Genomic DNA, 24002 nt, shown 5'->3' with positions numbered 1-24002 from the left:
TGGCTTTTCCGCTTAACTTTGCCTTTTCAACTATTGTAAACAGCATGTTTAACTGTATCTTTCCACAGGTATAATCTTCATAATGTCTGTTCATCCCCGGCGAAAGCTGGCGGCCTTTCCCCTCCTGCGAGGGCATAGAATGACTCTTCACACAACTGACAGCGTTTGCGCCATAACAGGTTCTCAGCCGGCTAATCTTCGCCGCTGGTACCGCAGTGGTCTCATCACGCGCAGTGATATACAGCAAGGCTGGAACGACGTTCAGCTTGGCGAGATTCAAAGCATGATGCAGCTCACCGCATCAGGTGCGACTCAAAACGAAATCAGCCAGGCGCATCTGGAAGCGCGGGCGGTGAATACCGCAGGCTGGATTGGTCGCAAAGGCGATCTGATTTGGCAACTGGAATACGGCTCCGATCGCGCACTCTATCGTGAGCTGCGCACGCTGGCGGACAGCTTCAGTGGCGATGACTTTATCAACAGCCTGATGCGACCATTGAGCCGCTGGCTGCATGATGATAAGCGCTGCGGTGCCGATCGCCGTCTTGCACGCTTTCATCAATGCGTCATGAAACGCGCCAGCCTGAACATGCGTCACTCCGCGCGTAACAAGGCGACGCCGTTGCTGCTGGAAGCGCTGAGCGTGGCCGATGAAACAGAGATTTGGCTGGAAGCGATTCGTTTGGGTGGTCAGGGATTCAGCGTAGATATTTCGAGTGATGTGCTCAATACCTCGTCGCAGGCGCGCATCGGCTACGAACATCATATGTTGTGGTGCGGCGCCGGTATCAGCGAAGCATCGCATCAGCATTATCACGATGACAAAGTAGCTGGCAAACCGGTCATGCTGTGTGGCCCGGATCGCTCCATCACCAAACAAGCAAAACGCCCTTTACGCTCCGCCTGATTCGCCTCGCTATTGCACTCTTCTTGCACCGTTGTACCCAGGCCTGCTGTTCAGGCCGGGTGGCGGTGATGTTGCTTCCGATCGGATAACGCCCGCTTTTTACGCTGGCAGATAACCTGTGCAGCATTCGACATAAGGCAAATTCCTAAAGCGTCGGCATTGCGAGCGCGCGCCCGGTTTGCTCAGGCAAGCCTGTTAAGGTTGGCCTGCCGAAGCGCGGAGCCGTACCCTTCCTCCTGTGAAAGAGTCAGGTGCCCGCTTCTCGCTTCGGCAACTCCCCTTCTTCTGTCTGCTTAACCCTTACTTCGTTATTGATCCCGCATCAGTTTCCGTCGAGGACGTATCCGTTGTGCTCTTTTCTGCGCCCGGTGCTTCAATCACCGCAGGCTGCTGAGCGGCAGCCGGAGCCTGCGTTGTCGCCGGAGCCTGCGTCGTCGTCGGAGCCTGCGTCGTCGTCGGAGCCTGCGTCGTCGTCGGAGCCTGCGTCGTCGCTGGCGTCTGCGTTGTCGCTGGCGTCTGCGTTGTCGCTGGCGTCTGCGTTGTCGTCGGCGTCTGCGTCGTCGCTGGCGTCTGCGTCGTCGCCGGCGTCTGCGTCGTCGCTGGCGTCTGCGTCGTCGCTGGCGTCTGCGTTGTCGCCGGCGTCTGCGTTGTCGCTGGCGTCTGCGTTGTCGCTGGCGTCTGCGTTGTCGCCGGAGTCTGCGTTGTCGCCGGAGTCTGCGTTGTTGCTGGCGCCGGAGTTTGCGTCGTCGCTGGCGTGCCGTTTTCAGGTGTCACCTTTTCAGCGCCAGGCGCTTCAATTACCGCGGGTGCAGTCGGGATAGCAGGCAGCGCAGGCACTTTCGCAGCTTCCGGTGCTGGCGCGGCAACTGGTGCGGTCTCTACCGGCTTTTTCTTTTCTACCGGCGTTGGCGAGCCTTCGGCAAAACCGGGTTTGGTGCGCGTCACCGAGTAGGCAATATTGCGGATCTGCTGCTCTGATGTGGTGACTTCAATCGGCGCGATGGTCACACGGCCCATGCCCAGCAGGGTTTGCACATAACCGCCAACGCGATGCTTGCCCGCCGGAACAAAGAATTTTTGCTTCTCTTCGCCGGTCAGCACGCCTGCGTTTTTGCCGTCGATGGTGACAAACACCACCGAGCCATCATCCGCGCGGGTGAAGATATGCGATACGTTGATTTGGGTAGGGCCGGAAGCGAACTCGTTAGGCGCATCGGCCGTGGAGTGTTTAGCACAGCCGGTGAGGAATAGTGTGGCGCACAGCGCCCCAGAAATAAAACGATAACCCATTATAACTTTCTGACCTCTGATAGTAATAAGCGCGCTAGTGTAGCCTGCCGGAACAGGTGATGACAGCCTCACGCCTGGTGAGTTCATGCTGTTTCATCCGCCTGCATCCAAAATCAGATTACACCTTAGTTACGCACCCGTTTTCCTTTCAGACATTCAGGCTTGGGTCATTTAGCGACACTGGTTGGTGCAGGCCTGCACACACATTTGCGCCTCGGTGCTACAGCCGCCGCCCTCTTTGTTTTTGCAATGCGTCCGGGAGACATAGCAATCCTGCTGGCAGCGCGACAGGTCGCATTTGGCGGCCGCTGGCGTCAACTGCACCATGGTCGGTGAGGATTGGGGCTGCCACGGCGTGGTGGTTGGCTGCGCAACCACGCTGACGCTAAGGCAGGCACCGATCAGGCAAAGCAGTAATGAACGTTTCATGATGACGCTTCCAGTAGGGTAACTGTGATCAGTATGGCTGCAGATGTCATTCACGTCCTGTTCATCGTCCAGCCATCCGAGTATCAATCTGTAAAAATACGCTAAAACAACCGCTTGCCGCTTCGCCTGTGGTTCAACTTTCAGGCAAACGCGCAGCCAAAGGCGGCAACCGCGAGCATTCTCAACTACGCTTTTTTTCATTGTCCATTACGGACCGACAGGTTAATTTTCCGGCGACACACTCTGCTGCTGTTGCCATCACTCAACCATTAACGGCACTCAAGCCGTTCAGGAGGAGACGCTATGTCAGATATTCATCGTCCACAGCCCCCACAACCTGAGCAACAGCAAAGCTGGCCTGGCGACACCGCCAGCATGACACCGCAACCCGATCACGGTGAAAACAGCTATAAAGGTTCCGGCCGCCTGAAAGGCAAAAAAGCCATTATCACCGGCGGCGATTCCGGTATTGGTCGCGCCGTTGCCATTGCCTATGCCCGCGAAGGCGCCGATGTGCTGATCGCCTATCTGGATGAACACGATGATGCCAAAGAGACCGCGCGCTTGATCGAAGCGGCGGGTCAAAAAGCGGTGCTGGTTGCCGGTGATATTACCGAAGCGGCGCAGTGTCAGGCGATTGTCGATAAGGCGGTAGAGACGTTTGGCGAGATCAATATCGTGGTCAACAATGCCGCCTTCCAGATGACGCGCGATTCACTGGATGAGATCAGTGATGAAGAGTTTGATCGCACCATGAAAACCAATCTCTACGCCATGTTCCGCATCTCGAAAGCTGCGGTGCCGCACATGCCTGCTGGCAGTGCATTTATTCACACCGCATCGATCAATGCCGATCAGCCAAAACCCAAACTGATCGCCTATTCGGCAACCAAAGCGGCGATCATTAACTTTTCTGGCAGTCTGGCGGCACTGCTGGCCGAGAAAGGCATTCGCTCTAACGCGGTGGCCCCTGGCCCAATCTGGACTCCGCTGATCCCGACCACTATGCCAACCGAGCAGGTCAAGAATTTCGGCAGCGAAGTACCTCTGCAACGTGCCGGTCAGCCAGCGGAACTGGCGTCGAGCTATGTCATGCTGGCCAGCGATGAAGCGAGCTATATCTCCGGCGCCACTATCGCCGTCACCGGCGGCGTCGCCTTTATCTGATATTCTCCGGAATCATCCTGCCTGCGCATCTGCGGCTAATATCCGCCGCAGATGCGCAGGCGACTGCTAAGGAGCCCTGTAATGAAAGCCCATCCTGTACAACTGACTCTGCCGATGGCATTTCATATTTTCGGCGGCAGTCTGATCGAAAAAAAACTCGGCAAAGCGGACCTGCCCAATCGGCGTATCGCAGAAACCTGGGAAGTCAGTGACGTTGATGGTATGAACGCGTCGGTGAAAAATGGCGCGCTGGCCGGTAAAACCCTGCGCGAGTTGACCCTCAGTGAACCCGATGCGCTGGTCGCGCCCGGCTGGCGTGGCCCGCAGTTTCCGCTGCTCACTAAATTTATTGATGGCTCCGGCATGCTGCCGGTGCATCTGCACGCCAATGATGACGCGGCACAGCGTCTTGAACAGCAGCCAAACGGCAAGACGGAAGCCTGGCATATCTTGTGGGCAGCGCCGGGAGCAACCTGCCTGGCGGGCATCAAACCCGGCATCAGCCGTGAACGTATTCGCGAAGCGCTGCTGGCTGAAGAGTACGACAGCATCATGCAGCGCCTGCCGGTCAACGCGGGTGATACGTTTTATATTCCCGGCGGCATGCTGCATTCGTTTGGTCCCGACACGCTGATTTATGAGATTGAGCAAACCTCCAATATTCAGCAGCACGCAATGCCGTGGCGCATGGAGGACGGCAGTAAAATTTCACCCGCCGAGCGTGAGAAAAACATTGATGCGCTGATGCAGCAGTTACGCCCGGAGTTGCAGGTGGAGCCGCAACCGGGGTTGTTGCTGGAAGAGAGCGAGGCGCTGACGCGGCGGCTGCTTTGTGCTGGCCCCTATTTTGCGCTGGAGCGCACGAGCTTCACCGAACGCTACCATTACGCTTTTAACAGCGTGCGCATTGTTTCCAACCTCGGCGCGCCGCTGCATATCGAAATGGGTGATGAGCGCTGGCCGCTGGATCGCGCCGCTACCTGCGTACTGCCCGCCTCGCTGGGTGAAATCACCTTCAGCGGCGAGGGCGAACTGCTGATCGGCTATCTGCCGGATCTGCAGCATGAGGTTATCGCACCGCTGGAGGCTCAAGGCTACGATCGGCAGGCCATTTCGCGGCTGGGCGATGTCTGGGATGAAAAAAGATAGGCCGTGCGCGCAGCGAAGCAACAGATTGCTGAAATCCACTACAGACAGAGTAATGCGCAGCCCGCTGCGCCGCAGGCTGTTGGCACGGAACGGCGCTTGTGCTGATTTACCTACGTCAGGACTCGCGGATGCGCGCAAGGCGACAGCCGCGCAAAAAAAGAGTCGGTTGTCCGCGCAAGCGGCTCACTGGCATACGTTGCCACTTTACCCGATGGCCTTCCCTGGCTATGATTGCGCACAGACATCAGGGCGCCTGCCCTTTTGCGTAAGCGTTAACGTCAACCAACGCATTAATCAGCAGATTTTCTGCTCATTGTGCGATCGCGATTATGTCTCTTTCTTCTGTTAACACTACCGCTGGCTCCCGTTCCTTACTGTTTGTGGTGCTGCTCACCGCGGCCAATTTGCGTACGCCGATCACCGCCACCGGCCCGATTCTCGATAATATCTGCCAGACCTTCGGGCTCAGCGCCGCGCAGGCAGGGCTACTCAATTTTATCCCGCTGATGATGTTTGCCGCGCTGGCGCCGATCTCGGCGTGGGCCGGAAACCGCTTTGGACTGGAGAAAACCTTGTGGGCGGCGCTGTGGTTGATTGGCATCGGCTCGGGCTTGCGCATTATCGGCAATGAGAGCGGCTTATGGTGCGGCACGCTGGTGCTCAGTGGCGGTATTGCCGCCGCCAATGTGCTGCTGCCGCCGTTGATTAAGCGCGATGCGCAGCAGCATACGGCAAAATATATTGGCCTGTATGCGTCGACCATGGCGATCACCGCCAGCATCGCCTCAGGGGTCGCGGCGCCGCTGGCGGCGTTCAGCGAAGGCGGCTGGACATTATCGCTGGCGGTCTGGCTGCTGCCGGTGATCGTGGCGCTGTTCGCCTGGCGCCCGCTGCTGGCGCGGGCCGCCGTTCCGCGCGCGCAGGCATCCGCGCCCACCCCTGCGGGGCTATCGCCGTGGCGTTCATGGCTTGGCTGGCAGGTTTCGCTGTTCATGGGATTGCAATCGCTGGTGTTTTACACCCTGATCGCCTGGTTCACGCCGTATGCGCAGTCCAATGGTTTTAGCCAGGTCAGCGCCGGATGGCTGCTGTTTCTCTATCAGATTGTGGCGGTGGCCGCTAACCTTGCCTGCATGAGCGCCATCAGGCGCTTGCGCGATCAGCGTCTGCTGGGCTTTATCGCCTCGCTGGCAATTTTTAGCGGTGTTGCTGGCCTGTTGCTGTTCCCCGCACTGGCCGCGCTGTGGCTGATCGTCGCCGGTCTTGGCGCGGGCGCGTCAATGGTGCTGTCGCTTTCGCTGTTTTCGCTGCGCACCGCTCATCCGCATCAGGCCTCACATCTTTCTGGCATGGCGCAGTGCGTCGGCTACAGCCTCGCCGCGCTGGGACCGCTGTTTTTCGGTATGCTGCATCAGCAATTGCACAGTTGGTCACTGCCGCTGCTGGCGCTGGTGGGCATGAGCCTGCTGCAAATGATGCTGGCGCCGCTGGTGGGCGCCAGTCGTCAGATCGGCAGCTAGCCCGATGTTACGGCGCCGCGAGTGAATATCGGGAAAGCGGCGCCACCTGCGTGATCAGCTTGTTGGCCAGCATGTAATCGGCAAAGCGTTGATAACGTGTGGCATCAAACGCGCCCGCATCGCTGGCAAAATAAGGTAATGTCGCCAGCCACGCCTGATGGTTTAACGGCGTGTTTAGCTCAGGATAGGCTTTGATAAAGGCGAACCATACCTGCTGCGGATGCGCGCGTAACCAGGCGACACCGGCATTTAACCCTCGCAAAAATGCAGGAATGCGTTTGTCACTGGCCGCGGTTTTTTGATTCGCTAAAATAATCAGCTCATCCCACGCGGGTACGCCGTGTTCCTCGGGCTTGAACGTTATCGGCGTGACACCTTTATCCTGCAATTCCAGCTGCTCATAGTTGCGATAAATGGTCATTGCGCCATCGATGCGCTTGCTCAGCAATGCGCTCACGGCAGACATATTCAGGTTAACCAGCTTCACGGAATCGGGGTTGACGCCTGCCGAGGTGAGCATGGTGCGAACGGTTACATCCTCAAAACCCGGAATGGCGTAGCCCAGCGTTTTACCGGCGAAGTCGCTCAGCGAATGAATATGGCTGTCCAGCGTGGTCAGGGTGTTTAACGGCTGATTAATCAGCGTGCCAACCCTGATGACCGGCACCGCTTTCTCCACCAGCGTATAGAGCTGCGGCTGATAGCTCAGCGCCAGATCTGCCTGGCCCGCCGCCAACAACAGCGGCACGGCGGCGGAATCCGCTGGCGCAATCATCTCAACATCCAGCCCTTCGCGCGCAAAAGCCCCGCTTTGCCTGGCGGCAAAAATGGCGGCGTGGTTGGGATTAACAAACCAGTCGAGCAAGAGGCGCACGCGTTCTGCGGCACTCACCGACAGCGAACAACCCAACAGCAGAGCAACGGCAAAAAAGCGCATAGTTTTCAAGGTGACATCCTCAGGATTGCCAGAGATATTTACGCCGCAACAGCGTCACAATAGCTGAGAGCAACAGTGTGATCATTAACAGCAGGGTTAGCGCAGCAAAGCTCAACGCCGTTTCCAGCCGCGCATTGGACTGCATCATCAAATAGCCCAATCCTTCGCTGGCGCCGACCCATTCCCCCATTACTACGCCAATCGGCGCGAGTATCATCGCCATGTGCAGCCCGGTAAAAAAACCGGGCAGTGCGGCGGGCCAGTAGAGATGGCGGAAACGGTAAAACCGTGATGGCGACAGGGTTTGCGCCAGCTCCAGCCAGCCCGGCGGCGTACGACACAATCCTTCGAACAGCGACAAGCAAAGTGGAAAAAACAGGATCAGCGCTGCCACCGCGACCTTGGAAGCGATGCCGTAGCCAAGCCACAGCACCAGCAGCGGCGCGAGGGCAAAGATCGGAATCGCCTGGCTGGCGGTAATGAGCGGAAAAAGCAGCCGCCGCAGACGCTGACTGCTGGCCATCGCAATGGCCGCCAGCGTGCCGCTGCCGATGCCCACCAACAGGGCCAGCAGAATTTCAGTCAGCGTATAAAACAGATGATGTGCCAGCAGCGCCCGATGCTGCACCAGCGCGACCAGCACCGCCTGCGGCGCAGGCAGCAGAAACGTCGGAACGCCAGCCGCGCGGGCAGCCTGCCAGGCGCAGCCAATCACCACCAGCAGCCAGAGCAGGCTGTAAAATTTATCTCTCATCGCGGCTTAACCGGCTGAACAGCCTGCCCTGCTGATGCAGCACGCCCGCATCACTGACCTCGCGCGGCGGCGCGGCCTCTGGCGCACCAAAAGGTTCGTAGCGCAGCGGATTGCCGGTGAGCACGCCAATATCATCCGCCATACGGCACGCCTCCAGCGGATCGTGGGTGACCAGCAGTACGGTTTTATCCCTGAGCAGGTTGGCGGTAAGCGTTTGCAGGCTGAGCTTGGTTAGCACATCGAGCGTGGCAAAAGGCTCGTCCATTAACACCACCGGACGCTGTGGATAGAGAGTGCGCGCCAGTGCTACCCGTTGCCGCATGCCGCCCGACAGCGCAGCGGGTTTTGCCTCGGCCAGTCCGCCCAGACCAACCTGTTCCAACAGCTCATCGGCCCGGCCACCGTCTGCTTTTTCTCCGTTGAGACGGGCCGCAAGCATCACGTTTTCTCGTGCGGTAAGCCAGGGATAGAGTAAATCCTGTTGTCCCATCCAGCTGATCCTGCCGGGCAGCGGCAAGCCATCGCTGCTCGTCACGTCACCGGCCGCGGGCAGTAGCAGGCCGGCGATCAATCTCAGCAGCGTGCTTTTACCACTGCCGCTGCGGCCCAGCAGCGCGGTGGTTTTGCCACCGCGCAACGATAACGAGAGCTGCTGACAGACCGGCTGGTTGCCCCAGCTAAACGACAGCGCATTCACCGTAATGGCCGGTGCGGAAACGACTGGATTGCGCATCTCAGTAATTCGCCGCCAGCAGCGCGAGTCGGAAGAGACCACGCTGCTGTAGCTGTTGCGCCGCCTGTCCTGCACGCAAACCGCTGGCGCAGACCAGCACGATGCGCCGATCGGCTGGCGGTTGCCAGCCAGCTATATCCGCAGGTGGGATGCGCTGGGCATGCGCGCTAACGCTGTGCGGTGCTTCGCTGCTGCTGCGCAGATCGACCACACAATCATCGTCGCACAGCAGCTGACGATCGATGAAAGGAAGAAGATTGACAGGCTCTTCTGCGCCATCAAAGCGGAAGCTATTAAAGTGCCAGCGGCTAAAGTCGCATTGGGTCACGCTACCCAGCGGCGAAGGCTGATGCGCCAGCAGCACGCTCAACGCCATCTGCGCCTGAATCGCGCCCAGCGCGGCGACCGCGGGTCCCATCACGCCTGCGGTATTACAGTTTGCCGCCGTGCTCGGCAGCTGAGGAAACAGCGCGCGATAGCCAGGCGCGCCGCCGCAAAAGCCGCCAACATAACCCTGACGGCCCAGCACTGAGGCGCTGATCAGCGGCAGCGCAAGGCGCTGGCAGGCATCCGACAGTAGCCAAGTTGTGGCAAAGTTGTCGGCGGCGTCGATCACCAAATCAACCTGCTCAAGCGCGCGATCTACGCCGCTGGCGGTGAGCATCGCAGTATGCGCCTCAACCCGGCAATCGGGGTTAAGCCGCGCCAGCGCCTGCTGTGCACAGTGAACCTTTAGCGCGCCGATATCCTGCATGCCGAACAGCGTTTGACGATGCAGATTGTGCAGCGCCACCCGATCGCCATCGTAAATATGCAGTGTGCCGACGCCCGCGCCTGCCAGCAGAGGCAGCAGCGTGGCGCTCAGTCCACCGGCGCCGATTACCGCGACACGCGCCTGCGCCAGACGTTGCTGCCCCACGTCGCCGACTTCCGGCAGCATGGTTTGACGTTGATAACGATCCATTTTTCCTCGCTTGTTAACTGAACTCGGCCAGGCCAAAGATCGGCGTGGAGGCCGCGGCCATGTCGCGCTGCTCCATTAATCCTGCGGCGTAAGCCTGTTCTCCGGCGCGAATAGCGGCGGCAAACGCCGCGGCCATCCTTACCGGATCTCGTGCTTTCGCTACCGCGGTATTAAGCAGAATGCCATCAAAGCCCATCTCCATCGCCTGCGCGGCCTGGCTTGGCGCGCCGATGCCCGCATCCACGATCAGTGGAATGCCTTTGAACCACGCGCGCATGGCGCGCAGTCCGTGCGGATTACGCAATCCCTGCCCTGAGCCAATCGGTGCCCCCCAGGGCATCAGCAGCTCACAACCCGCCTCAATCAGCTTGTCGCCGACGATCAGATCCTCAGTGGTATAGGGAAACACCTGAAAGCCCTCGGCACAGAGAATGCGAGCGGCTTCAACCAGCGCAAAAGGATCGGGCTGCAGCGTGTCGGCATGGCCGATTACCTCCAGCTTGATCCAACGCGTGTTAAACAGCTCGCGCGCCATGTGTGCGGTGGTTACCGCTTCTTTCACCGTATGGCAGCCTGCGGTATTGGGCAGCACGCGCTTATTGAGCTGCGTCAGCAGATCGCGGAATGCTGCGCCTTCGCTGCCTTCACGGCGCAGGCTGACGGTGATTATGTCGCTTTCTGCGGCGGTAATGGCCTGCTGGAGCACGTCGGGTGAAGGATAACCGGCGGTGCCGATCAGGAAGCGTGACTGCGGCGTAAAGTCATAGAACATGGTTCAGCCTCCCTGCATCGGCGACAGCACTTCCAGCCGCATGCCGTCGCCAAGTGGCTGCGTTTCATAATGCGTGCGCGGCACAAACTCGCCGTCAATCGCGCTGGCCACGCAGGCGGGATCGAGCTGCTGTTCGTGCAACAGTGCCGCCAGCGTGCTGCTGCGGGTGGTGATGGTGCGCCCATTGAGGATGAGGGTGATCATGAATGCGACTCCTGTTTCAGTTGTTGCATCAGTTTTTCGGCCATGACTGGCGCCAGCAAAAAGCCGTGACGATACATGCCGTTGAGATAGAACCTGCCGTCCTGATAATGAATTTCAGGCACGTTATTGCTGAAGGCGGGACGCAGACCTGTGCCGCTTTCCAGCACGCGCGCTTCGGCCAGCGCTGGGTGAATCGTCCAGGCGGCGCTGAGCAATTCCATCATGGCGCGAGCGCTGATCGGGCTGCTGTCGTGGCTTTCGACCATGGTTGCGCCGAGCATGAAACGGCCCTCGTCACGCGGCACCAGATAACAGGGGAAACGGGGATGTAACAGGCGGATTGGCCGGGTAAATTGCACGTCGCGGCTCTGCAGGATCAACATTTCACCGCGTACGGCACGCAGCGAGAGCAAGGCTTGCGCGGCGTGAATGCCCCGGCAGTCGATGACCTTGCCAACCGGCTGCCCGCGGTGAAAATCTACGCCGCGCTGCGTCAGGGTTTCACGCAGCTGTTGCATCGCCTGCCGCGGATCGAGGTGCGCTTCATCAGCAAAAAACAAGCCGCGGGCAAAACGATTTTCCAGCTGCGGTTCCAGCGTGGCCGGTTCCACCCACTGATGAGCCTGCGTCATATCGGCGAAACGGATAAGCTCCTGGCGATCGCGCGGAGCAGCGAGCACCAACGTGCCATGATGCGTAACGCCGCTGACCCGCTGAGCCCACCAGCCCGCCGCGCGCTGGCCCCATTCGGTCACCTGCGCAGGCGCGCTTTCGCCTTCACACCAGGGCGCCAGCATGCCGCCCGCCCAGTGCGATGCCGCAAGCCGTGTCTCATCGGTAATAATCTCAACCGATTCGCCCTGCTCTGCCAGCAATGTGGCCACGCACAGTCCGGCAACGCCGCTGCCCAGCACTGACCACCGGCTCATTGCGGCTTGTCCAACAAGAAAAATAGGGAAGTAAAAAACAGCGTCACTTTGGCCTCTCAGCGTAACTGAGACCCGTGATACAAGAAGGGGAAAATGCGCGGACGGATGAATACAGCCCTTGCGGCAAGCCGCTGAAAAGCATCAGCGGCCCGTCTTCCTACGCCAGTATCAACTGGGTCAGGTTCTAAGGGTCGCTACGCCGCGAATCGCTCGCTAGTAGCCTCTCAGTCTCTTTGGCGAGACTCCCCTGACGGCTCTATTTGTAGGTTACGCGGCGGGTTGACGTCAAGCCCTGTAGGAAAATTCTGCTGCAATAAAAAAAGCCCTCGCTCAGCGAGGGCTTCCAATGCGCAACGTGTTCAGGCAGAAATCAGTGCCCGATGCTGCTGCCCTGCACCGCAGGTGTTTTGCTTTTCAACAGCGTGGTCAGCGCGCTGATAACAAAAACATAGGCATACAGACCATTCAGGAACCACAACGTTTTTTCCACGCCGATGGAACCGACCATCGGACCGGTCACCACGAAGGTCAGCATGGTGCCTACCGTGCCGCAGGTCAGAATGAAGTTTACCAGGCTCGGTGAAGCGGAACGCACCTGCAAGGTACCTAGCGTGATCAGCGTGGTGTAGATACCACTGGAGATAAAGCCAGCGGCGATCAGCGCATAGTTGGCGACTTCAAAATTGTCCGAGGTGATGGAAAGATAGATCAGCAGGCTGCTCAGCGCAGTCTGCGGGATCAGCACCACAATCGGGCGCAGGTATTTCAGGATCACGCTAAAGCACCACATGCCGACCATATAGGCAGTCCAGAAATGTCCTACGGTGGCACCGGCATCGGCAATCGTCACATTAAAGCGCTCCATCACCGACTGCGGAATCCATGCCATCAGGCCAAGCTGGCCGAGAATATAGGCAAATGCCGCGGTGGAGATCAGGTAAACGCCCGGCCCCCATTTTTCGCCGCGGGTCACGCCGGTAGTCGCTGCTGCTGCCACCGCAGGTTTTTTCACCGCGGCTGCAAAATTAGCCACCAGCGACAGCAGAATAATGACCACGCCCATGGCGATAATGGCCGCATAAATCCACTGCCACGGCTGGTTGCGTACCAGAATATAGCCCGCCAGCATCGGAAACAACGTACCGGCCATGCTGAAGAACGAGTCGGTCAACAACAGTCGCGACGCACGCATACGCCCTTCGTACATATTGGCAATCAGCGAGGTGCCCACCGACATGGTGATGCCGCTGCTGACGCCCAGCAATAGCATGCCAAAAGAGAAACGCGTCAGATCGTGATCGGCAAACAGCAACCAGAGTGCCAGCAGCAGCAGCACGCCCATAAAAATGAACTGTTTCTTCGCGCCGGTCTTTTTGAGCAGGAAAATATTGGCCGTGGTGGCCAGCAGGATACCGCTGTTCAGCCAGGTGAATATCATTCCCATTTCAGCCGCAGGCAGGCCAAAGTATTTTGCCAGGTCACCGAGCACAACGCCCGTCACGATGACGGTTGCCCCGGTAAAGCCATAGCAGAGAAAGCATATAATCAGCACCGGGTTAATTCTTTTAAACATATGCCACCTGTAAGTATTGAGCATGTGATGAACCGCAAAGGTCGGCAATTGACCTGAGTTATTCGCCCTGGTAAGAGAATTTTGGGTTGATGAATATATATCAAAAACAACGTTGTCCCTAATAAGGATGCGTCAACAATGCAACTTCCTGAGCCAGATCGCTTTCTGCTTTTTGTTGCAGCGCGTTGCATTCATAACGTGATCAAAATCCCATTTCTACACGTACGCTGCTGTATAATCACGCGCCCTCAAAATCAAATTTCAGCCAAATACAACGCCGTTGCGCATGGCTAGTCGGGTTGAATATTCTTCCTCGTTTACCGCACTTTTCTCTGGCTACTGATTACTGGGCCAAACCTAACAGAGAGAAGAGATTCGCTATCCCGGCGCCAGGCTCCATTTGTTCACCGCTGCATGATTACTATCCCTCTGCTCAAAGCGAGACCACGTGAGACCCAGGATAGCCTTTGATTAACCCCCTTTCTGGCGGCAGTGCTACCGACAGCGCTTCATATTCTGCTACGGAAATAAACATCAATTTATTTGAAAGACTTGAGCAAGATAATGGCCTTTCAAGCGTCAGGCATCGCGCCTATGATAGTTTCCATCGAGGCACAACAGCCTCAAAATTAAAAAATAACCTTGGGAATTCATCATGAAAAACATCAAAAAAATTGCAGCAGTTATCGTACTTTCTTTCGCATCAGCCAGCACCTTTGCTGCTTCACTGAGTGTTACTGCCCCTACGCTTGACGATGCAGAAGCGAAAATTGCTGCGCAGGCACAGGAAATGGGCGCCAGCTACAAAGTGACCAGCGCCTATTTTCAGAATGGCGTTTACATGACTGCCACGCTGACTAAATAACATCCTCTTTAAAAAAACAGCGTAGCCTCAGGCACGCTGTTTTTTTATTACCTGCCTCCTCTGCTTCCCGTGTCTTCTGCTTTAGCGCTCCATGCTTCCTTTCTCCCGTCGCGGGCGATAATCTGAAATCCCGATCTCTCCTGCTTTGCAGTCGATACGACAGATGATAATGATTTGTATTGTGTTAATATCAAAACCCCGTTTTAAAATGATGTAAACAATGACGAACCTGCAGATCTTATGGTCGCCATTCCGCAGCGCAAACACGATCGCTGGCAGCAGTCACAGAGGCTGATTATGGAACGAATCGTATATGTTGTTGATGATGATAACGCGGTCAGAAAATCGATCGTCAGGTTGCTTCAGTCGGAAGGTTATAGCGCAATGGATTTTGCATCGGCCACGGCATTTATGTCGCATACGTTTTGCGACGCGCCAGGCTGCCTCATTCTCGATATGAATATGCCGGTTGCTGATGGTTTCGACGTCGTTGGCGCCCTCAAGCAAAGTGGCCGTGTACTGCCGATCATTTTTCTCACCGGTTACGGCACCATTCCCCTCTCCGTTCGGGCGATGAAAGCGGGCGCGCACGAATTTTTAACTAAGCCGGTCGCGTCTGATGTGCTTTTGCAAGCCGTTGAGGGTGCGCTTCAGCTTGCCACGCGCAATTCCAGTCATTGCCTGGAGAGCCACCAACTCCAGCAGCGTTTTCTTAGTTTGACCCGCCGCGAGCAGGAAGTGCTATGGCTGACTATTCGCGGATTACTGAACAAACAGATGGCGGCGGAATTGGGCGTCAGTGAGATTACCGTTAAAGTGCATCGTCGTCGGGTAATGGAAAAAATGCAGGTGCGTTCGCTGGCCGATCTGGTGCGCGCCGCAGAACGGTTACAGCCGACCGAAACCGCCTGAGACATAACACAAAAAAAAGAGGATGCCCTCGAGCATCCTCTTTTTGTTTAGCCAGCCACAATCGTTCACTGTAATCAGCCACGCTTAGCGGGTGGGATGATTAACTTCCACAGGCCGCAAATCGAAAAACAGCACTTCCGCATTATCGCCCTGACTAAATGTCAGCGCATGTTCTTCACGAACGCGCGCACCATCACCAGCGGCGAACGGCAAACCGTTAATCACCACGCTGCCACGGGCAACGTGAATATAACCATAGCGGCCTTCATCGATCTCAATCGTATCCTGCTCATCGCCATCAAACAGACCGGCATAAATTTTCACATCCTGACGGATATGCAGGGCGTGTTCAGCGCCGTCCGGCGAGATGATCAACCGCAGCTTGCCGCGTTTTTCAGCATCCGGGACTGAGATTTGCTGATATCCCGGTTCGCCATTTTTCTCAGCCGGCACCACCCAGATTTGCAGAAAATGCACGCCATCGGTGGTGGAATGATTATATTCACTGTGCGTCACGCCCGACCCGGCACTCATCAACTGAACGTCACCGGGGACAATCACTGAACCCGTGCCCATCGAATCCTTATGTGCCAGCTCGCCCTGCAACACGTAGGAGATAATTTCCATGTTGCTGTGTGGGTGCGCACCGAAACCGCGACCGGCGGCGACACGATCGTCATTGATCACCAGCAGATCGGAGAAGCCAACCTGAGCCGGATCGCGATAGCCAGCAAAAGAGAAAGTATGACGTGAATGCAACCAGCCGTGATCGCCGGTACCACGTTGTGCAGATAATCTTTGCTCGATCATGATGCTTTCCTTAATGGTGTGAGGAAGTGCGTTTACGCTTCCGATGCATAAAGATTACCCGTAAACTCATTCCCTCAACAATGCCCTGACGCGGCAATCAGTGTCACAATTTGGTGGACAATATGCAGATTGAAGATCTTCGCATTTTTCTCGCAGTAGTGAATGCTGGAAGCTTTACCGCTGCGGCGGAACAGCTGCTGTTATCCAAACAATATGTCAGTCGCCGTATGGCGGCGCTTGAGGCTTCACTCGGTGCGCGGTTGGTCAGCCGTAATACGCGCAAGCTGTCGATAACCGATTCAGGTCTGGTGTTTGCCCGCCATGCACAGCGTATTCTGGATGATATTCAGGAGGCTGAACAGGCGGTCACCGAACGCCGTCACGATTTGCATGGTGCGTTCAGGATCAGCATGCCGATGTCTTTTGGCATGAGCCACCTTTCGCCGTTGATTGCCCACTTTCTGCGTCAGCACCCCGCCGTGCAGTTTCAGGTTGAGCTGGCCGATCGTTATGTTGATGTCATTGGGGAAGGTTTTGACATGGCGATCCGCATCGGCACGCTGGCTGATTCCACCCTGATTTCACGCCGGCTTGGCGAACTCAAGCGTGTGATCTGTTGCAGTCCCGATTATCTGGTACGTGCAGGAGAACCAGAGACCGCGGATGCATTAATCCATCATGCGTGTCTGCGCTATGGCAGAGAAGGTCAGCAAGGCTGGGAACTGATTCAGGATGGCAAACGCAAACTCGTCGACGTGCGTGGACCGATGGTGAGTAATAACGGTGAGATGCTGCGCGATGCGGCTATCGCCGGTCTGGGAATGGTGTTGCTTCCGGAGTTTATCGTCGGACCCGCGCTCAAAAGTGGCGAACTGGTTGCCGTGCTTGAAAACAGTTATCCCGCCTCACTCAATCTGCATGCTGTCTATCCTCAGCATCGTCAGCGCAGCGAAATTAATCGGGTTTTCCTCGATTATCTGGTGGAGGCGTTACGCAGCGCATAAGCCTTTACAATGATGATAATCCAGCTGGCCGGTGCGAACTCACTGCCAGTACATTTTTTGGCAAAAGCAAAAACTGAAAAAGCGTCTATTATTAATAATAATCAGCATCATGATTAACGTACTGTCCCCCCTTACCGGATGGTAAAATTTTCAAATAAGGGATATCAAGGAAATGAAAAAAACAATTTTCGCCGTAGTGGTTGCCTCACTGTTTCTTGCTGGCTGCTCTTCTAACCAGTCTCTGCAAACGACCGACGGCAAAACCATTGTAACTGATGGCAAGCCTCAGGTTGATAGCGATACAGGTCTGGTTTCTTACAAGAATGCACAGACCGGCAAGATTGAACAAATTAACCGTGATCAGGTTAAGAACATGAGTGAACTGGATAACTAACAATCAATCAGGAGATGACCATGAAGAAGATTATTTTACTGCCAGCGGCAGCGTTAATTTGTGTGGCAGCTCTCTCTGGCTGTACGCGTACCAGCTATGCTATCCACACTAACGACGGCCGCACTATCATCAGTGATGGCAAGCCAAGCGAAGCTGAGACAGGCCTGCTGGGCTACGTTGATGCAAATGGCGTGAAGCAACAAATCAACAAAAGCGATGTAAAAGCGGTCTCAGAAGTTCCGTAATAACCGTGCATTGCCAGGCCCCTTCGGGGGCTTTTTTTTTGCCTGCTATTCATTCTCCCTTTTCGACAATTGTTTCCCCCGCGCGTATTTTCACAACAGAGAGTGCAATAGCTAAAGACTTATGAGCCAGGGTAATAACCTCTAGCGATGTTACCCCTCTAATCAAAGCCAGTTAATGCCGTTATGCTGTTTATCACTTACAGCGAATTAGCCAATGCCATTTGGCTATCCACCCTCATGTTAGCGGCTGACGAAACGCTGGCATTCAGGCGTTTTTTTTATAGCAGGAGTAATGATGAAAATTATTCGTAGTGGTTCCGTTCCATCAGCATCCGGCCCGGACAATTATTTCACTGGCCGCGTCCGTATCGATGCCCCCTTTCAAACTGACGCACCAGCCAGAACCGGCGGGGCGACCGTTACTTTCGAACCAGGCGCGCGTACCGCCTGGCATACGCATCCTCTCGGCCAAACGCTGATAATCATTCACGGACAGGGCTGGATTCAGTGCGAAGGGGAAGAGAAAAAGATTATGAACCAGGGCGATATTGTCTGGATACCGGAAGGTATTCGCCACTGGCATGGTGCCACTGATAAAAATGCTATGTCACACATTGCGATCGCGGAATCGCTGGATGGCTCACCGGTAACCTGGCTGGAACAGGTTAGTGATGAGGAGTATCGTGGTTAAGTAGTGAAAATCAGGCTGAAACAGTGGCGATTTCAGCCTGAAATACTTTATAAAAAAACATATAATTCATTATATTAGCGATGAAATTAGCGTGGCGAACCTGCGCAATTTCAGGTGCTCATTTCCCCTGTTATCATGGTCGACGAACTTGAAACTTAAGATGATGATTCACACTTTTTAGCTGTCTCATTCAGCCACGTGATAAACCACACCAGACGCGCAGTAAACACTTTCTTTTCATCACAAGGTAAATTGCTCTGCTTTAGAAAGTAATCCATCAACTCACGATGTTGCGGGTAAACAGCAACGAATTTATCCACATGATCCTGAAGCGAATAAGGCCAGTCACGATCGTCGCACTCTCGAAGAATGTTGGTGCTGCGAATCATTTTTTTAGCAGCAGATTTCTTAAGAGCGTATAACTCCACAGCGCATTTCGCAGCTTCTATACGTTTCAGGTAATCCACAAGCACGCTTTCGTAATCTCCGTTCACCGCTAACGCTATCTCCTTTGAAGGCGCAAAGTCGGCAAAACCAGCGCTGAGATCTGCCCCATAAAGCGGACGACAGTGATGCCTCAACCAGTATCCCCAGCTGAAAAAATTTTGTGGCGCCAGCACTTCATTGAGTGTTCCCATATCGACATCTATTTTGCGGACAACATCATGCTTTTGAGTGAGACGTGAAACCGTTGCTTTCAACTGCGCCTGTTCAACGGCACTCAGCGGCTGAAAGAGAATCACGCAGATATCCAGATCGGAATGTTCTGGGAGGGCACAGGTTTCTGCCACGCTGCCGTAAACGTAAACGCTGTGCAGATTACTGTTCAGGATTTGACGTAAGGTTTCTGGCACTGCGCTAAGCAGTGGAATAAATTCTGGTTGAAAAGGATCTGAGGAAGGCCGCCTTATAAAACAATCGGACGAGCAGGTCATAATGGCTCCTGGTTCACACGTGCTAAATGAAATGTTGGCGATTTCAGGCTGAAATTGTATCAGAATTGCCATTGCTTACATTAACTTAGCACTGAAATTGCACTGGCGAGCACAGAGAGGGCAAGAAGGGAGAAAATCTCCCCTCATAAGCGCTGACGGCATGAGGGGAGAGAGAAGACTAGTCGGCGAGATGCTTTTTCAGGGTGGCGGCAATAACGCGATCGAGCTCATCCTGCAGCTCTTTAGACTGACGATTGAACTCATAGCTAAAGCTGCGTCCGCGGCTCTTCTTACGTGCGTAACGATCTTTATCGGCAAATGACCACAGCGATGTTGTCACCGCTTTCTCTTTTACCGACCGCTTAAGCAGCGCAGCGCTCTCAGCACGCACATAACGTAAGATGGCATTTTTGATTTCATCATCGGCCAGGTTTTCGCTCGCCCGAACGTCATCGACTTTTCCTGCTAAACCATCAATCAGCGTATCCAGCGTCTGGCCAGACTCCTGTAGCTGTTCACAGGCAATCAGCAACGCCTTATAGTCAGGATGGGTCAATTCAGCATGGTTCGGAAACAGCGCTAACAATTCGCCGGGTACGCTGGCCGCCTGTAATGCGCGCGTCACTTTGGCGGGTGACAGTCCCTGGCTCTGTGCGATCTCTTTTTGGCTCAGACCACCCGCCTTGAGCGCCAGTAAACGCATGCCGATCTCACGCAGGCTGTGCTCACGGGCGGTTTGAATATCCTGCGCCAGCTTTCTCGCTTCTTCAGCCGAGATATCAGCATCTGTCACCAGGATATTCAGCCCGGTTTTGCAATGAAGTGCAGCGGCACGGCGACGTGAACCATCAAGAATTTCAACCTGCTCGCCGCGACGAATACCGATCGCCGGGAAGAACTGCTGCAAACGGATAGTGCGGATAATATCCTTCAGCGACTCTGGGGTTAATCCGGCCTGATCGCGGCCGTTAGTGTCAGTATCGACAAAGGTCTTTTCTTCAATCTCTTTAGCCGCCACGCGCTCGAAGCGAAAGTCTGCCCGCTTGCCGGTGTACAGCACGAAGGTCTGTACAGGATTACTGCTGTCTTCCGTTTCCACCGGCGTTTGACTAAACGTCCGGCCAATAGTAATTCTTTTCGCACTCATGATGACCTCAGTTCAGTCGGATAAATTCAATACGATCAAAAACCGCTTTAGCGAAATCTTCAGCAGCGGAGCGAGCATTTTTCAGTGCTTCACTGCTGCCAACATAGGTCGCGGGATTAGCGGATATAACCGTATCAAACGATTCTCCGCATCGCTCAAAACCATCCAGACGCGGCAGCGCAGCATCCAGCATATCTCCGCCAAAAATTTCTTTTGCCAGACTATGGCACAGCTTGTGGTCGGCCTTGTTAGAGAGCTTGGACATAAAGCCAATGTTGCCTTGCAGGCGACAGGCCGCGCCGGAGTCCTCGATGATCGAAATCAGTTCAGGCAGGCGCGTCAGGTATTTTAAGGTGGAATGAAAATCAACCTGAGCCGGGGGCACTGGCGTTAGCAGTAAATCAGACGCAGCGATGGCGTTTTTCAGAAAGGCATCCAGATGCGGGCCGCTATCAACAAAAATGAAATCGTAATCGTCTTTCAGTTTGGCAATGACGTTTTCATACAGAACGGTATGCACGTTTTGGCCCGGCAAATGTTCTGCACACAGCTCATCCCAGCGTGAAGCAATAAAGGCATCGTCAATTGAAGCTGGCAGGACATCGACACCAGGCACGATAGAAGGCGCAATAAACTCAGCTTTGAGTTCTTCACCGCTGACGTTTTGCAGCATCGCCTGTGCGGCAGTGGCTTCCACTAAACCTACCGAACGTTCGTGATTCAAAAACATGGTGGCTGAGGATTGCGGATCAAGATCGATAACCAGAATTCGCAAATCTTCGCAGAGCAGGTGAGGGTGGGCGCGCAGCGCATGGGCCAGAGAAACCGTAGAAACCGTTTTGGATACGCCGCCTTTCAGATTGCCGATGAACAGCGTATAGGCCCCGTCATGACGATCGCGATACTTCGGTACGCCACGATGATGATAGATATCGATAATATTTTGAATGGAGATAGCATATTTGGTTGAGCTGCCAGCGGCACGTTTATCAAATACGTAACCATTTTCTTCCATTTCATTAACGGCATAATCAACGCTGGCGCGCGTCAGCTTAGGCAGTTTAGCCAGCGCCGCTTTAGCGTAGACCTGGTAAAAGGTGTTTTCACGTAATTCTGCTTTTTGTGCCTGAATTTGATCCGTCAATGAATGCAACATTTTCTCAGAGCGCTGGGCAACTTTCAGCACCTGCTTTTCATCAATTCCCATACATGCCTCATATATGTAGCTTTTTCACCTTTATACATAATTCCTGCATGTATGACAACATTAGACTTAAAAGAAGCTACGTCAGAAATTATCCTGAATGCACATTACTGACCGACTACCAAAACATTCACTGTAATGAGCAGAGCAGTGAAAGAAGAGGGTACTCAAGGTGTCATACATTCACTGTAATGAGTAAATATCGCCGTAAGCATAACGTTCACTGTAAGGAGCGGATTTGCTTTCTCAGTAACGTTCACTGTGATCAGCAAAAGCCGGAAAAGCGTGGGCAGGGGAGGCGAGTAAAGTGTACGCCAGCGTAGTTAGCGCTGCCGAGCCGGTTAAAAACACTCATCACAGTGAATGTTACTCATTGCAGTGAACATGCGAACCATCAAAAAACCACCGTGCCTGAGGGTTTTGGAATGCTGCTCATTACAGTGAACGTTAGTGAAAGCGCACGTTTTACTGATTACAGTGAACGTTACTGATTACAGTGAATGATCAGCCGTCCAGAAGTGCTCATTACAGTGAATGTTTGGATTGAGGTCATGCTGCAAGCAGCGCTGCTCATTACAGTGAACGTTTAGCAGAAGAGATTAAGCACTCATTACAGTGAACGTTTGCTGATTACAGTGAATGTTACCGACATCAGCTCATGCTCATTATAGTGAATGCTTTAACTTAATGGTTTTGCAAATTATTGATAATAAAGGAAGGTTTACTCTTCAACTGGGAAGTCAGTAAACTCAGCGATATCTTCAATCGACTGAATGCCATCCAGCTTAGGCATGCGGTTATGGATAATGAAATAGACGGCACGGCCACGCTTCACTTCGGTGTAATCGAGGTAGCCAATCTCCTGCAACTGCTCCATTGCACGACGCACCACATGATTTTGCGTGGTGGTCTTGGAGGCCAGATTGAGGCGCATACGCAGACGAGCAAGGGAAACGGGTGCCGGATTGGCTGGAAGGCTCTCCAGATAGGTATAGAGCGCCTGTGCGGACTCTTTACGCTTCAGTCGGGAGATAGCCCGGAGCTGCAGCAAAACCTTGTGGTCGAAGTTGTAGAGCTCAAACAGTTTGGGATCGGCCTGAATACGCACGATGTCTTTTTCACGATCGTAATAGGCGGATTGCACAAGGTGCGTGTGATAGGCTTTGCCGTTGCCTTCAAAGGAGAGCGTATTGGTGGCGATGCGACGTAATGAAGCATCGAGCCTTTTACGCAGCGCCGCTGACGAACTGGAAGAGGGGATACCGCACATCTTCACGAAATCAACAAAAGGCAGCGTCACCGTATCGCCTTTGCAGGGATAGCGGGAGAACGACTGAATAATCCCGGCCCAGGTCTTAAAATCGTTATCCATATCCAGCCGGGCGCCGGTTATGGTGATCTTCTCATAACCTTCCGCTTTCACCAGCGTTAAGTTCTTGAGTTCTTTAGTGGCATCGGTAGAAGCCATCGCACCTGATTTGCCGCGGGCCGTGGACTTTAGCGTCGGCACAAACAGCCCAAGACGCATTAACGCGACAGGCTGAACGGTATTATTTTTATTGGGATGAAGCTGAATAACTTCACCATTATGTTTGGTCACTGACAGAAAAGGATCAATCAATCCTTTGTTTTCATTGATGTTATCTGCCATGGCTGCGGATCTTCTTTTTGTGGATGGAAAAAGCAATGTCCTGATTATAGTGAACATTAGCACTGTTTACAGTGAACATACCACTCTTTATAGTGAACACTGTGCTGATTACAGTGAACAGTTTACTCATTACAGTGAATGCGATCACCCTCTCAGCCCTTGGTATGTCTGGCCTGAGACGATCGGGGATCTCTTTGGATCTATTCAGGAACTATAAGGATCTTATATTAGGATCTATTCACTGTATAAGTGGATAAGTTTTACCCGTTTCCGCTCGACATTAACGTGAAAGCATCGCTATTAAGCAACCGCAAAATGGCGCTTCCTCACGCCTTCGTCATAAAACTGACTCAGGCGCTTGCGGCGAGCGCTACGGATACATACTGCGGCATAAGCTAATGTAGCAATCTGTTTAAAAAACCACCCAACATTGACAGTAATAAGCAGACCCTTCTACGAGCGATTGCAGAGATGCAACACAGGATCATAGTGGCGATCGCATTACGATCTTAGAAAAGGATCGAGCCAAATCCTACGACGCATTAATGAATGCCTCCGATCAAGATCGTCATGGGCCAGAAGAGGGTAAAGAGAGGCTCTGTAAGGAACACACTGAGCTGCAAAGCGCGTTTTGATGTTAGGAGTAACGTTTTGCTCAACATTGCTCAAAAGGCAGCAAGCGCGGGCTTTTAGCAATAAAACAGAATATGTGCAGATCATGGCTTTTCTGGAGGGTAAGGATGGATTTTTCAGCCATACACTTTGTTTCAGCGCAAACAGCAGCAGATTGTCATCAGTTTGCCACCAAAAGCGTAA

The 24002-nt window shown here is 54.3% G+C and carries 26 protein-coding genes and 1 riboswitch; of the genes, 11 read left to right on the top strand and 15 right to left on the bottom strand.

The window, feature by feature from the left end:
• Nucleotides 1-139: 139 nt before the first annotated feature.
• A complete protein-coding gene (locus EM595_RS19095) occupies nucleotides 140-907 on the top strand; it encodes a hypothetical protein (RefSeq protein ID WP_067436610.1) in 768 nt (255 codons plus the stop codon).
• 300 nt (nucleotides 908-1207) lie between these two features.
• Here EM595_RS19095 and EM595_RS21410 read toward each other — a convergent pair whose 3' ends face one another.
• The gene (locus tag EM595_RS21410) at nucleotides 1208-2197 is read right to left on the bottom strand and encodes a hypothetical protein (RefSeq protein WP_071852571.1); all 990 of its coding nucleotides are present in this window, start codon (nucleotides 2195-2197) and stop codon (nucleotides 1208-1210) included.
• A 171-nt stretch (nucleotides 2198-2368) separates the two neighbouring features.
• Nucleotides 2369-2626 carry a hypothetical protein gene (locus EM595_RS19085; RefSeq protein WP_067436607.1) on the bottom strand — a complete coding sequence of 86 codons (258 nt, stop codon included), beginning with the start codon at nucleotides 2624-2626 and terminating at the stop codon, nucleotides 2369-2371.
• A gap of 303 nt (nucleotides 2627-2929) precedes the next feature.
• Between EM595_RS19085 and EM595_RS19080 the strand changes: the two genes are divergently transcribed.
• The 3 genes from EM595_RS19080 (at nucleotide 2930) to EM595_RS19070 (ending at nucleotide 6462) form a co-directional block, all read left to right on the top strand.
• Nucleotides 2930-3793 carry a glucose 1-dehydrogenase gene (locus EM595_RS19080; protein WP_067436604.1) on the top strand — a complete coding sequence of 288 codons (864 nt, stop codon included), beginning with the start codon at nucleotides 2930-2932 and terminating at the stop codon, nucleotides 3791-3793.
• Nucleotides 3794-3874: 81 nt separating this feature from the next.
• The gene (locus EM595_RS19075; RefSeq protein WP_067436601.1) at nucleotides 3875-4942 is read left to right on the top strand and encodes a class I mannose-6-phosphate isomerase; all 1068 of its coding nucleotides are present in this window, start codon (nucleotides 3875-3877) and stop codon (nucleotides 4940-4942) included.
• 329 nt (nucleotides 4943-5271) lie between these two features.
• Nucleotides 5272-6462: a CynX/NimT family MFS transporter gene (locus tag EM595_RS19070; protein WP_067436598.1), complete on the top strand. Its 1191-nt coding sequence runs from the start codon at nucleotides 5272-5274 to the stop codon at nucleotides 6460-6462.
• Nucleotides 6463-6469: 7 nt separating this feature from the next.
• Here the strand turns inward: EM595_RS19070 and EM595_RS19065 are convergent, their stop codons facing one another.
• From EM595_RS19065 to tsgA, 8 genes are all read right to left on the bottom strand, one after another.
• Nucleotides 6470-7399, bottom strand: a complete 930-nt coding sequence (locus EM595_RS19065) for an ABC transporter substrate-binding protein (protein WP_157883951.1) — start codon at nucleotides 7397-7399, stop codon at nucleotides 6470-6472.
• Nucleotides 7400-7418: 19 nt separating this feature from the next.
• The gene (locus EM595_RS19060) at nucleotides 7419-8153 is read right to left on the bottom strand and encodes an ABC transporter permease (protein ID WP_067436593.1); all 735 of its coding nucleotides are present in this window, start codon (nucleotides 8151-8153) and stop codon (nucleotides 7419-7421) included.
• Nucleotides 8143-8886, bottom strand: a complete 744-nt coding sequence (locus tag EM595_RS19055) for an ABC transporter ATP-binding protein (protein ID WP_067436590.1) — start codon at nucleotides 8884-8886, stop codon at nucleotides 8143-8145. Before EM595_RS19055 ends, EM595_RS19060 begins: the two co-directional genes overlap by 11 nt.
• 1 nt (nucleotide 8887) lies before the next feature.
• Nucleotides 8888-9850: a HesA/MoeB/ThiF family protein gene (locus EM595_RS19050; protein WP_067436587.1), complete on the bottom strand. Its 963-nt coding sequence runs from the start codon at nucleotides 9848-9850 to the stop codon at nucleotides 8888-8890.
• Between the two features lie 13 nt (nucleotides 9851-9863).
• Complete coding sequence (locus tag EM595_RS19045) at nucleotides 9864-10622, bottom strand: thiazole synthase (RefSeq protein ID WP_067436584.1); 759 nt, start codon at nucleotides 10620-10622, stop codon at nucleotides 9864-9866.
• A 3-nt stretch (nucleotides 10623-10625) separates the two neighbouring features.
• Nucleotides 10626-10826 (bottom strand): sulfur carrier protein ThiS, encoded by a 201-nt coding sequence (thiS, locus tag EM595_RS19040; protein ID WP_222938539.1) that lies wholly within the window; start codon nucleotides 10824-10826, stop codon nucleotides 10626-10628.
• Complete coding sequence (locus EM595_RS19035) at nucleotides 10823-11755, bottom strand: FAD-dependent oxidoreductase (protein ID WP_067436581.1); 933 nt, start codon at nucleotides 11753-11755, stop codon at nucleotides 10823-10825. The genes thiS and EM595_RS19035 overlap by 4 nt, the downstream gene beginning before the upstream one ends.
• Before the next feature lie 137 nt (nucleotides 11756-11892).
• Nucleotides 11893-12014: riboswitch (TPP riboswitch) on the bottom strand.
• Between the two features lie 111 nt (nucleotides 12015-12125).
• The gene (gene tsgA / locus EM595_RS19030; RefSeq protein WP_067436578.1) at nucleotides 12126-13328 is read right to left on the bottom strand and encodes an MFS transporter TsgA; all 1203 of its coding nucleotides are present in this window, start codon (nucleotides 13326-13328) and stop codon (nucleotides 12126-12128) included.
• Between the two features lie 467 nt (nucleotides 13329-13795).
• Between tsgA and EM595_RS21210 the strand changes: the two genes are divergently transcribed.
• From EM595_RS21210 to EM595_RS19020, 3 genes are all read left to right on the top strand, one after another.
• Nucleotides 13796-13987, top strand: a complete 192-nt coding sequence (locus tag EM595_RS21210; RefSeq protein WP_157883939.1) for a hypothetical protein — start codon at nucleotides 13796-13798, stop codon at nucleotides 13985-13987.
• Nucleotides 13984-14193, top strand: coding sequence for a YdgH/BhsA/McbA family protein (locus tag EM595_RS19025; protein ID WP_067436576.1), 210 nt, complete (start codon nucleotides 13984-13986; stop codon nucleotides 14191-14193). The genes EM595_RS21210 and EM595_RS19025 overlap by 4 nt, the downstream gene beginning before the upstream one ends.
• 297 nt (nucleotides 14194-14490) lie before the next feature.
• Nucleotides 14491-15105 carry a response regulator transcription factor gene (locus EM595_RS19020; protein WP_067437029.1) on the top strand — a complete coding sequence of 205 codons (615 nt, stop codon included), beginning with the start codon at nucleotides 14491-14493 and terminating at the stop codon, nucleotides 15103-15105.
• Between the two features lie 84 nt (nucleotides 15106-15189).
• On the opposite strand, the gene EM595_RS19015 is transcribed toward EM595_RS19020, so the two are convergent.
• Nucleotides 15190-15915: a pirin family protein gene (locus EM595_RS19015; protein WP_067436573.1), complete on the bottom strand. Its 726-nt coding sequence runs from the start codon at nucleotides 15913-15915 to the stop codon at nucleotides 15190-15192.
• 122 nt (nucleotides 15916-16037) lie between these two features.
• Here EM595_RS19015 and EM595_RS19010 point away from each other — a divergent pair, with 122 nt between their 5' ends.
• The 4 genes from EM595_RS19010 to EM595_RS18995 all read left to right on the top strand — a co-directional run bounded on the left by EM595_RS19010 (nucleotide 16038) and on the right by EM595_RS18995 (nucleotide 18249).
• Entirely contained in the window at nucleotides 16038-16919 is an 882-nt protein-coding gene (locus EM595_RS19010; RefSeq protein ID WP_067436570.1) for a LysR family transcriptional regulator, read from the top strand.
• Between the two features lie 172 nt (nucleotides 16920-17091).
• Nucleotides 17092-17313 carry a YgdI/YgdR family lipoprotein gene (locus EM595_RS19005; RefSeq protein WP_067436567.1) on the top strand — a complete coding sequence of 74 codons (222 nt, stop codon included), beginning with the start codon at nucleotides 17092-17094 and terminating at the stop codon, nucleotides 17311-17313.
• A 20-nt stretch (nucleotides 17314-17333) separates the two neighbouring features.
• Nucleotides 17334-17558 carry a YgdI/YgdR family lipoprotein gene (locus EM595_RS19000; RefSeq protein WP_067436565.1) on the top strand — a complete coding sequence of 75 codons (225 nt, stop codon included), beginning with the start codon at nucleotides 17334-17336 and terminating at the stop codon, nucleotides 17556-17558.
• 295 nt (nucleotides 17559-17853) lie between these two features.
• Nucleotides 17854-18249 carry a (R)-mandelonitrile lyase gene (locus EM595_RS18995; protein WP_173645410.1) on the top strand — a complete coding sequence of 132 codons (396 nt, stop codon included), beginning with the start codon at nucleotides 17854-17856 and terminating at the stop codon, nucleotides 18247-18249.
• Between the two features lie 155 nt (nucleotides 18250-18404).
• Here EM595_RS18995 and EM595_RS18990 read toward each other — a convergent pair whose 3' ends face one another.
• The 4 genes from EM595_RS18990 to EM595_RS18975 form a co-directional block, all read right to left on the bottom strand.
• Nucleotides 18405-19184, bottom strand: coding sequence for a nucleotidyltransferase domain-containing protein (locus EM595_RS18990; RefSeq protein WP_067436559.1), 780 nt, complete (start codon nucleotides 19182-19184; stop codon nucleotides 18405-18407).
• A gap of 178 nt (nucleotides 19185-19362) precedes the next feature.
• On the bottom strand, nucleotides 19363-20331 hold the full coding sequence (locus EM595_RS18985) for a ParB family protein (RefSeq protein ID WP_067436556.1): 969 nt from the start codon (nucleotides 20329-20331) through the stop codon (nucleotides 19363-19365).
• 7 nt (nucleotides 20332-20338) lie between these two features.
• A complete protein-coding gene (locus EM595_RS18980) occupies nucleotides 20339-21538 on the bottom strand; it encodes an AAA family ATPase (protein WP_067436554.1) in 1200 nt (399 codons plus the stop codon).
• Nucleotides 21539-22256: 718 nt separating this feature from the next.
• Nucleotides 22257-23186 carry a RepB family plasmid replication initiator protein gene (locus EM595_RS18975; RefSeq protein WP_067436552.1) on the bottom strand — a complete coding sequence of 310 codons (930 nt, stop codon included), beginning with the start codon at nucleotides 23184-23186 and terminating at the stop codon, nucleotides 22257-22259.
• Nucleotides 23187-24002: the final 816 nt, after the last annotated feature.

Source organism: Duffyella gerundensis, assembly GCF_001517405.1.
Classification (GTDB): domain Bacteria; phylum Pseudomonadota; class Gammaproteobacteria; order Enterobacterales; family Enterobacteriaceae; genus Duffyella; species Duffyella gerundensis.
The sequence above is the reverse complement of the archived record's forward strand: the minus strand, read 5'-3'. Positions and strand labels throughout refer to the sequence as shown.

Excerpts from the sequence above, each read along its gene's own strand:
- EM595_RS19075 (WP_067436601.1), top strand. The coding sequence starts at position 3,875 with ATGAAAGCCCATCCTGTACAACTGACTCTGCCGATGGCATTTCATATT.
- EM595_RS19065 (WP_157883951.1), bottom strand. The coding sequence starts at position 7,399 with ATGCGCTTTTTTGCCGTTGCTCTGCTGTTGGGTTGTTCGCTGTCGGTG.
- EM595_RS19025 (WP_067436576.1), top strand. The coding sequence starts at position 13,984 with ATGAAAAACATCAAAAAAATTGCAGCAGTTATCGTACTTTCTTTCGCA.
- EM595_RS19035 (WP_067436581.1), bottom strand. The coding sequence starts at position 11,755 with ATGAGCCGGTGGTCAGTGCTGGGCAGCGGCGTTGCCGGACTGTGCGTG.
- EM595_RS19080 (WP_067436604.1), top strand. The coding sequence starts at position 2,930 with ATGTCAGATATTCATCGTCCACAGCCCCCACAACCTGAGCAACAGCAA.
- EM595_RS19070 (WP_067436598.1), top strand. The coding sequence starts at position 5,272 with ATGTCTCTTTCTTCTGTTAACACTACCGCTGGCTCCCGTTCCTTACTG.
- EM595_RS19050 (WP_067436587.1), bottom strand. The coding sequence starts at position 9,850 with ATGGATCGTTATCAACGTCAAACCATGCTGCCGGAAGTCGGCGACGTG.
- EM595_RS18975 (WP_067436552.1), bottom strand. The coding sequence starts at position 23,186 with ATGGCAGATAACATCAATGAAAACAAAGGATTGATTGATCCTTTTCTG.
- EM595_RS18985 (WP_067436556.1), bottom strand. The coding sequence starts at position 20,331 with ATGAGTGCGAAAAGAATTACTATTGGCCGGACGTTTAGTCAAACGCCG.
- EM595_RS19045 (WP_067436584.1), bottom strand. The coding sequence starts at position 10,622 with ATGTTCTATGACTTTACGCCGCAGTCACGCTTCCTGATCGGCACCGCC.
- thiS (WP_222938539.1), bottom strand. The coding sequence starts at position 10,826 with ATGATCACCCTCATCCTCAATGGGCGCACCATCACCACCCGCAGCAGC.
- EM595_RS19085 (WP_067436607.1), bottom strand. The coding sequence starts at position 2,626 with ATGAAACGTTCATTACTGCTTTGCCTGATCGGTGCCTGCCTTAGCGTC.
- EM595_RS19020 (WP_067437029.1), top strand. The coding sequence starts at position 14,491 with ATGGAACGAATCGTATATGTTGTTGATGATGATAACGCGGTCAGAAAA.
- EM595_RS19010 (WP_067436570.1), top strand. The coding sequence starts at position 16,038 with ATGCAGATTGAAGATCTTCGCATTTTTCTCGCAGTAGTGAATGCTGGA.
- EM595_RS19060 (WP_067436593.1), bottom strand. The coding sequence starts at position 8,153 with ATGAGAGATAAATTTTACAGCCTGCTCTGGCTGCTGGTGGTGATTGGC.
- EM595_RS19095 (WP_067436610.1), top strand. The coding sequence starts at position 140 with ATGACTCTTCACACAACTGACAGCGTTTGCGCCATAACAGGTTCTCAG.
- EM595_RS18990 (WP_067436559.1), bottom strand. The coding sequence starts at position 19,184 with ATGACCTGCTCGTCCGATTGTTTTATAAGGCGGCCTTCCTCAGATCCT.
- EM595_RS18995 (WP_173645410.1), top strand. The coding sequence starts at position 17,854 with ATGAAAATTATTCGTAGTGGTTCCGTTCCATCAGCATCCGGCCCGGAC.
- EM595_RS19005 (WP_067436567.1), top strand. The coding sequence starts at position 17,092 with ATGAAAAAAACAATTTTCGCCGTAGTGGTTGCCTCACTGTTTCTTGCT.
- EM595_RS18980 (WP_067436554.1), bottom strand. The coding sequence starts at position 21,538 with ATGGGAATTGATGAAAAGCAGGTGCTGAAAGTTGCCCAGCGCTCTGAG.
- tsgA (WP_067436578.1), bottom strand. The coding sequence starts at position 13,328 with ATGTTTAAAAGAATTAACCCGGTGCTGATTATATGCTTTCTCTGCTAT.
- EM595_RS19055 (WP_067436590.1), bottom strand. The coding sequence starts at position 8,886 with ATGCGCAATCCAGTCGTTTCCGCACCGGCCATTACGGTGAATGCGCTG.
- EM595_RS19015 (WP_067436573.1), bottom strand. The coding sequence starts at position 15,915 with ATGATCGAGCAAAGATTATCTGCACAACGTGGTACCGGCGATCACGGC.
- EM595_RS19000 (WP_067436565.1), top strand. The coding sequence starts at position 17,334 with ATGAAGAAGATTATTTTACTGCCAGCGGCAGCGTTAATTTGTGTGGCA.
- EM595_RS21410 (WP_071852571.1), bottom strand. The coding sequence starts at position 2,197 with ATGGGTTATCGTTTTATTTCTGGGGCGCTGTGCGCCACACTATTCCTC.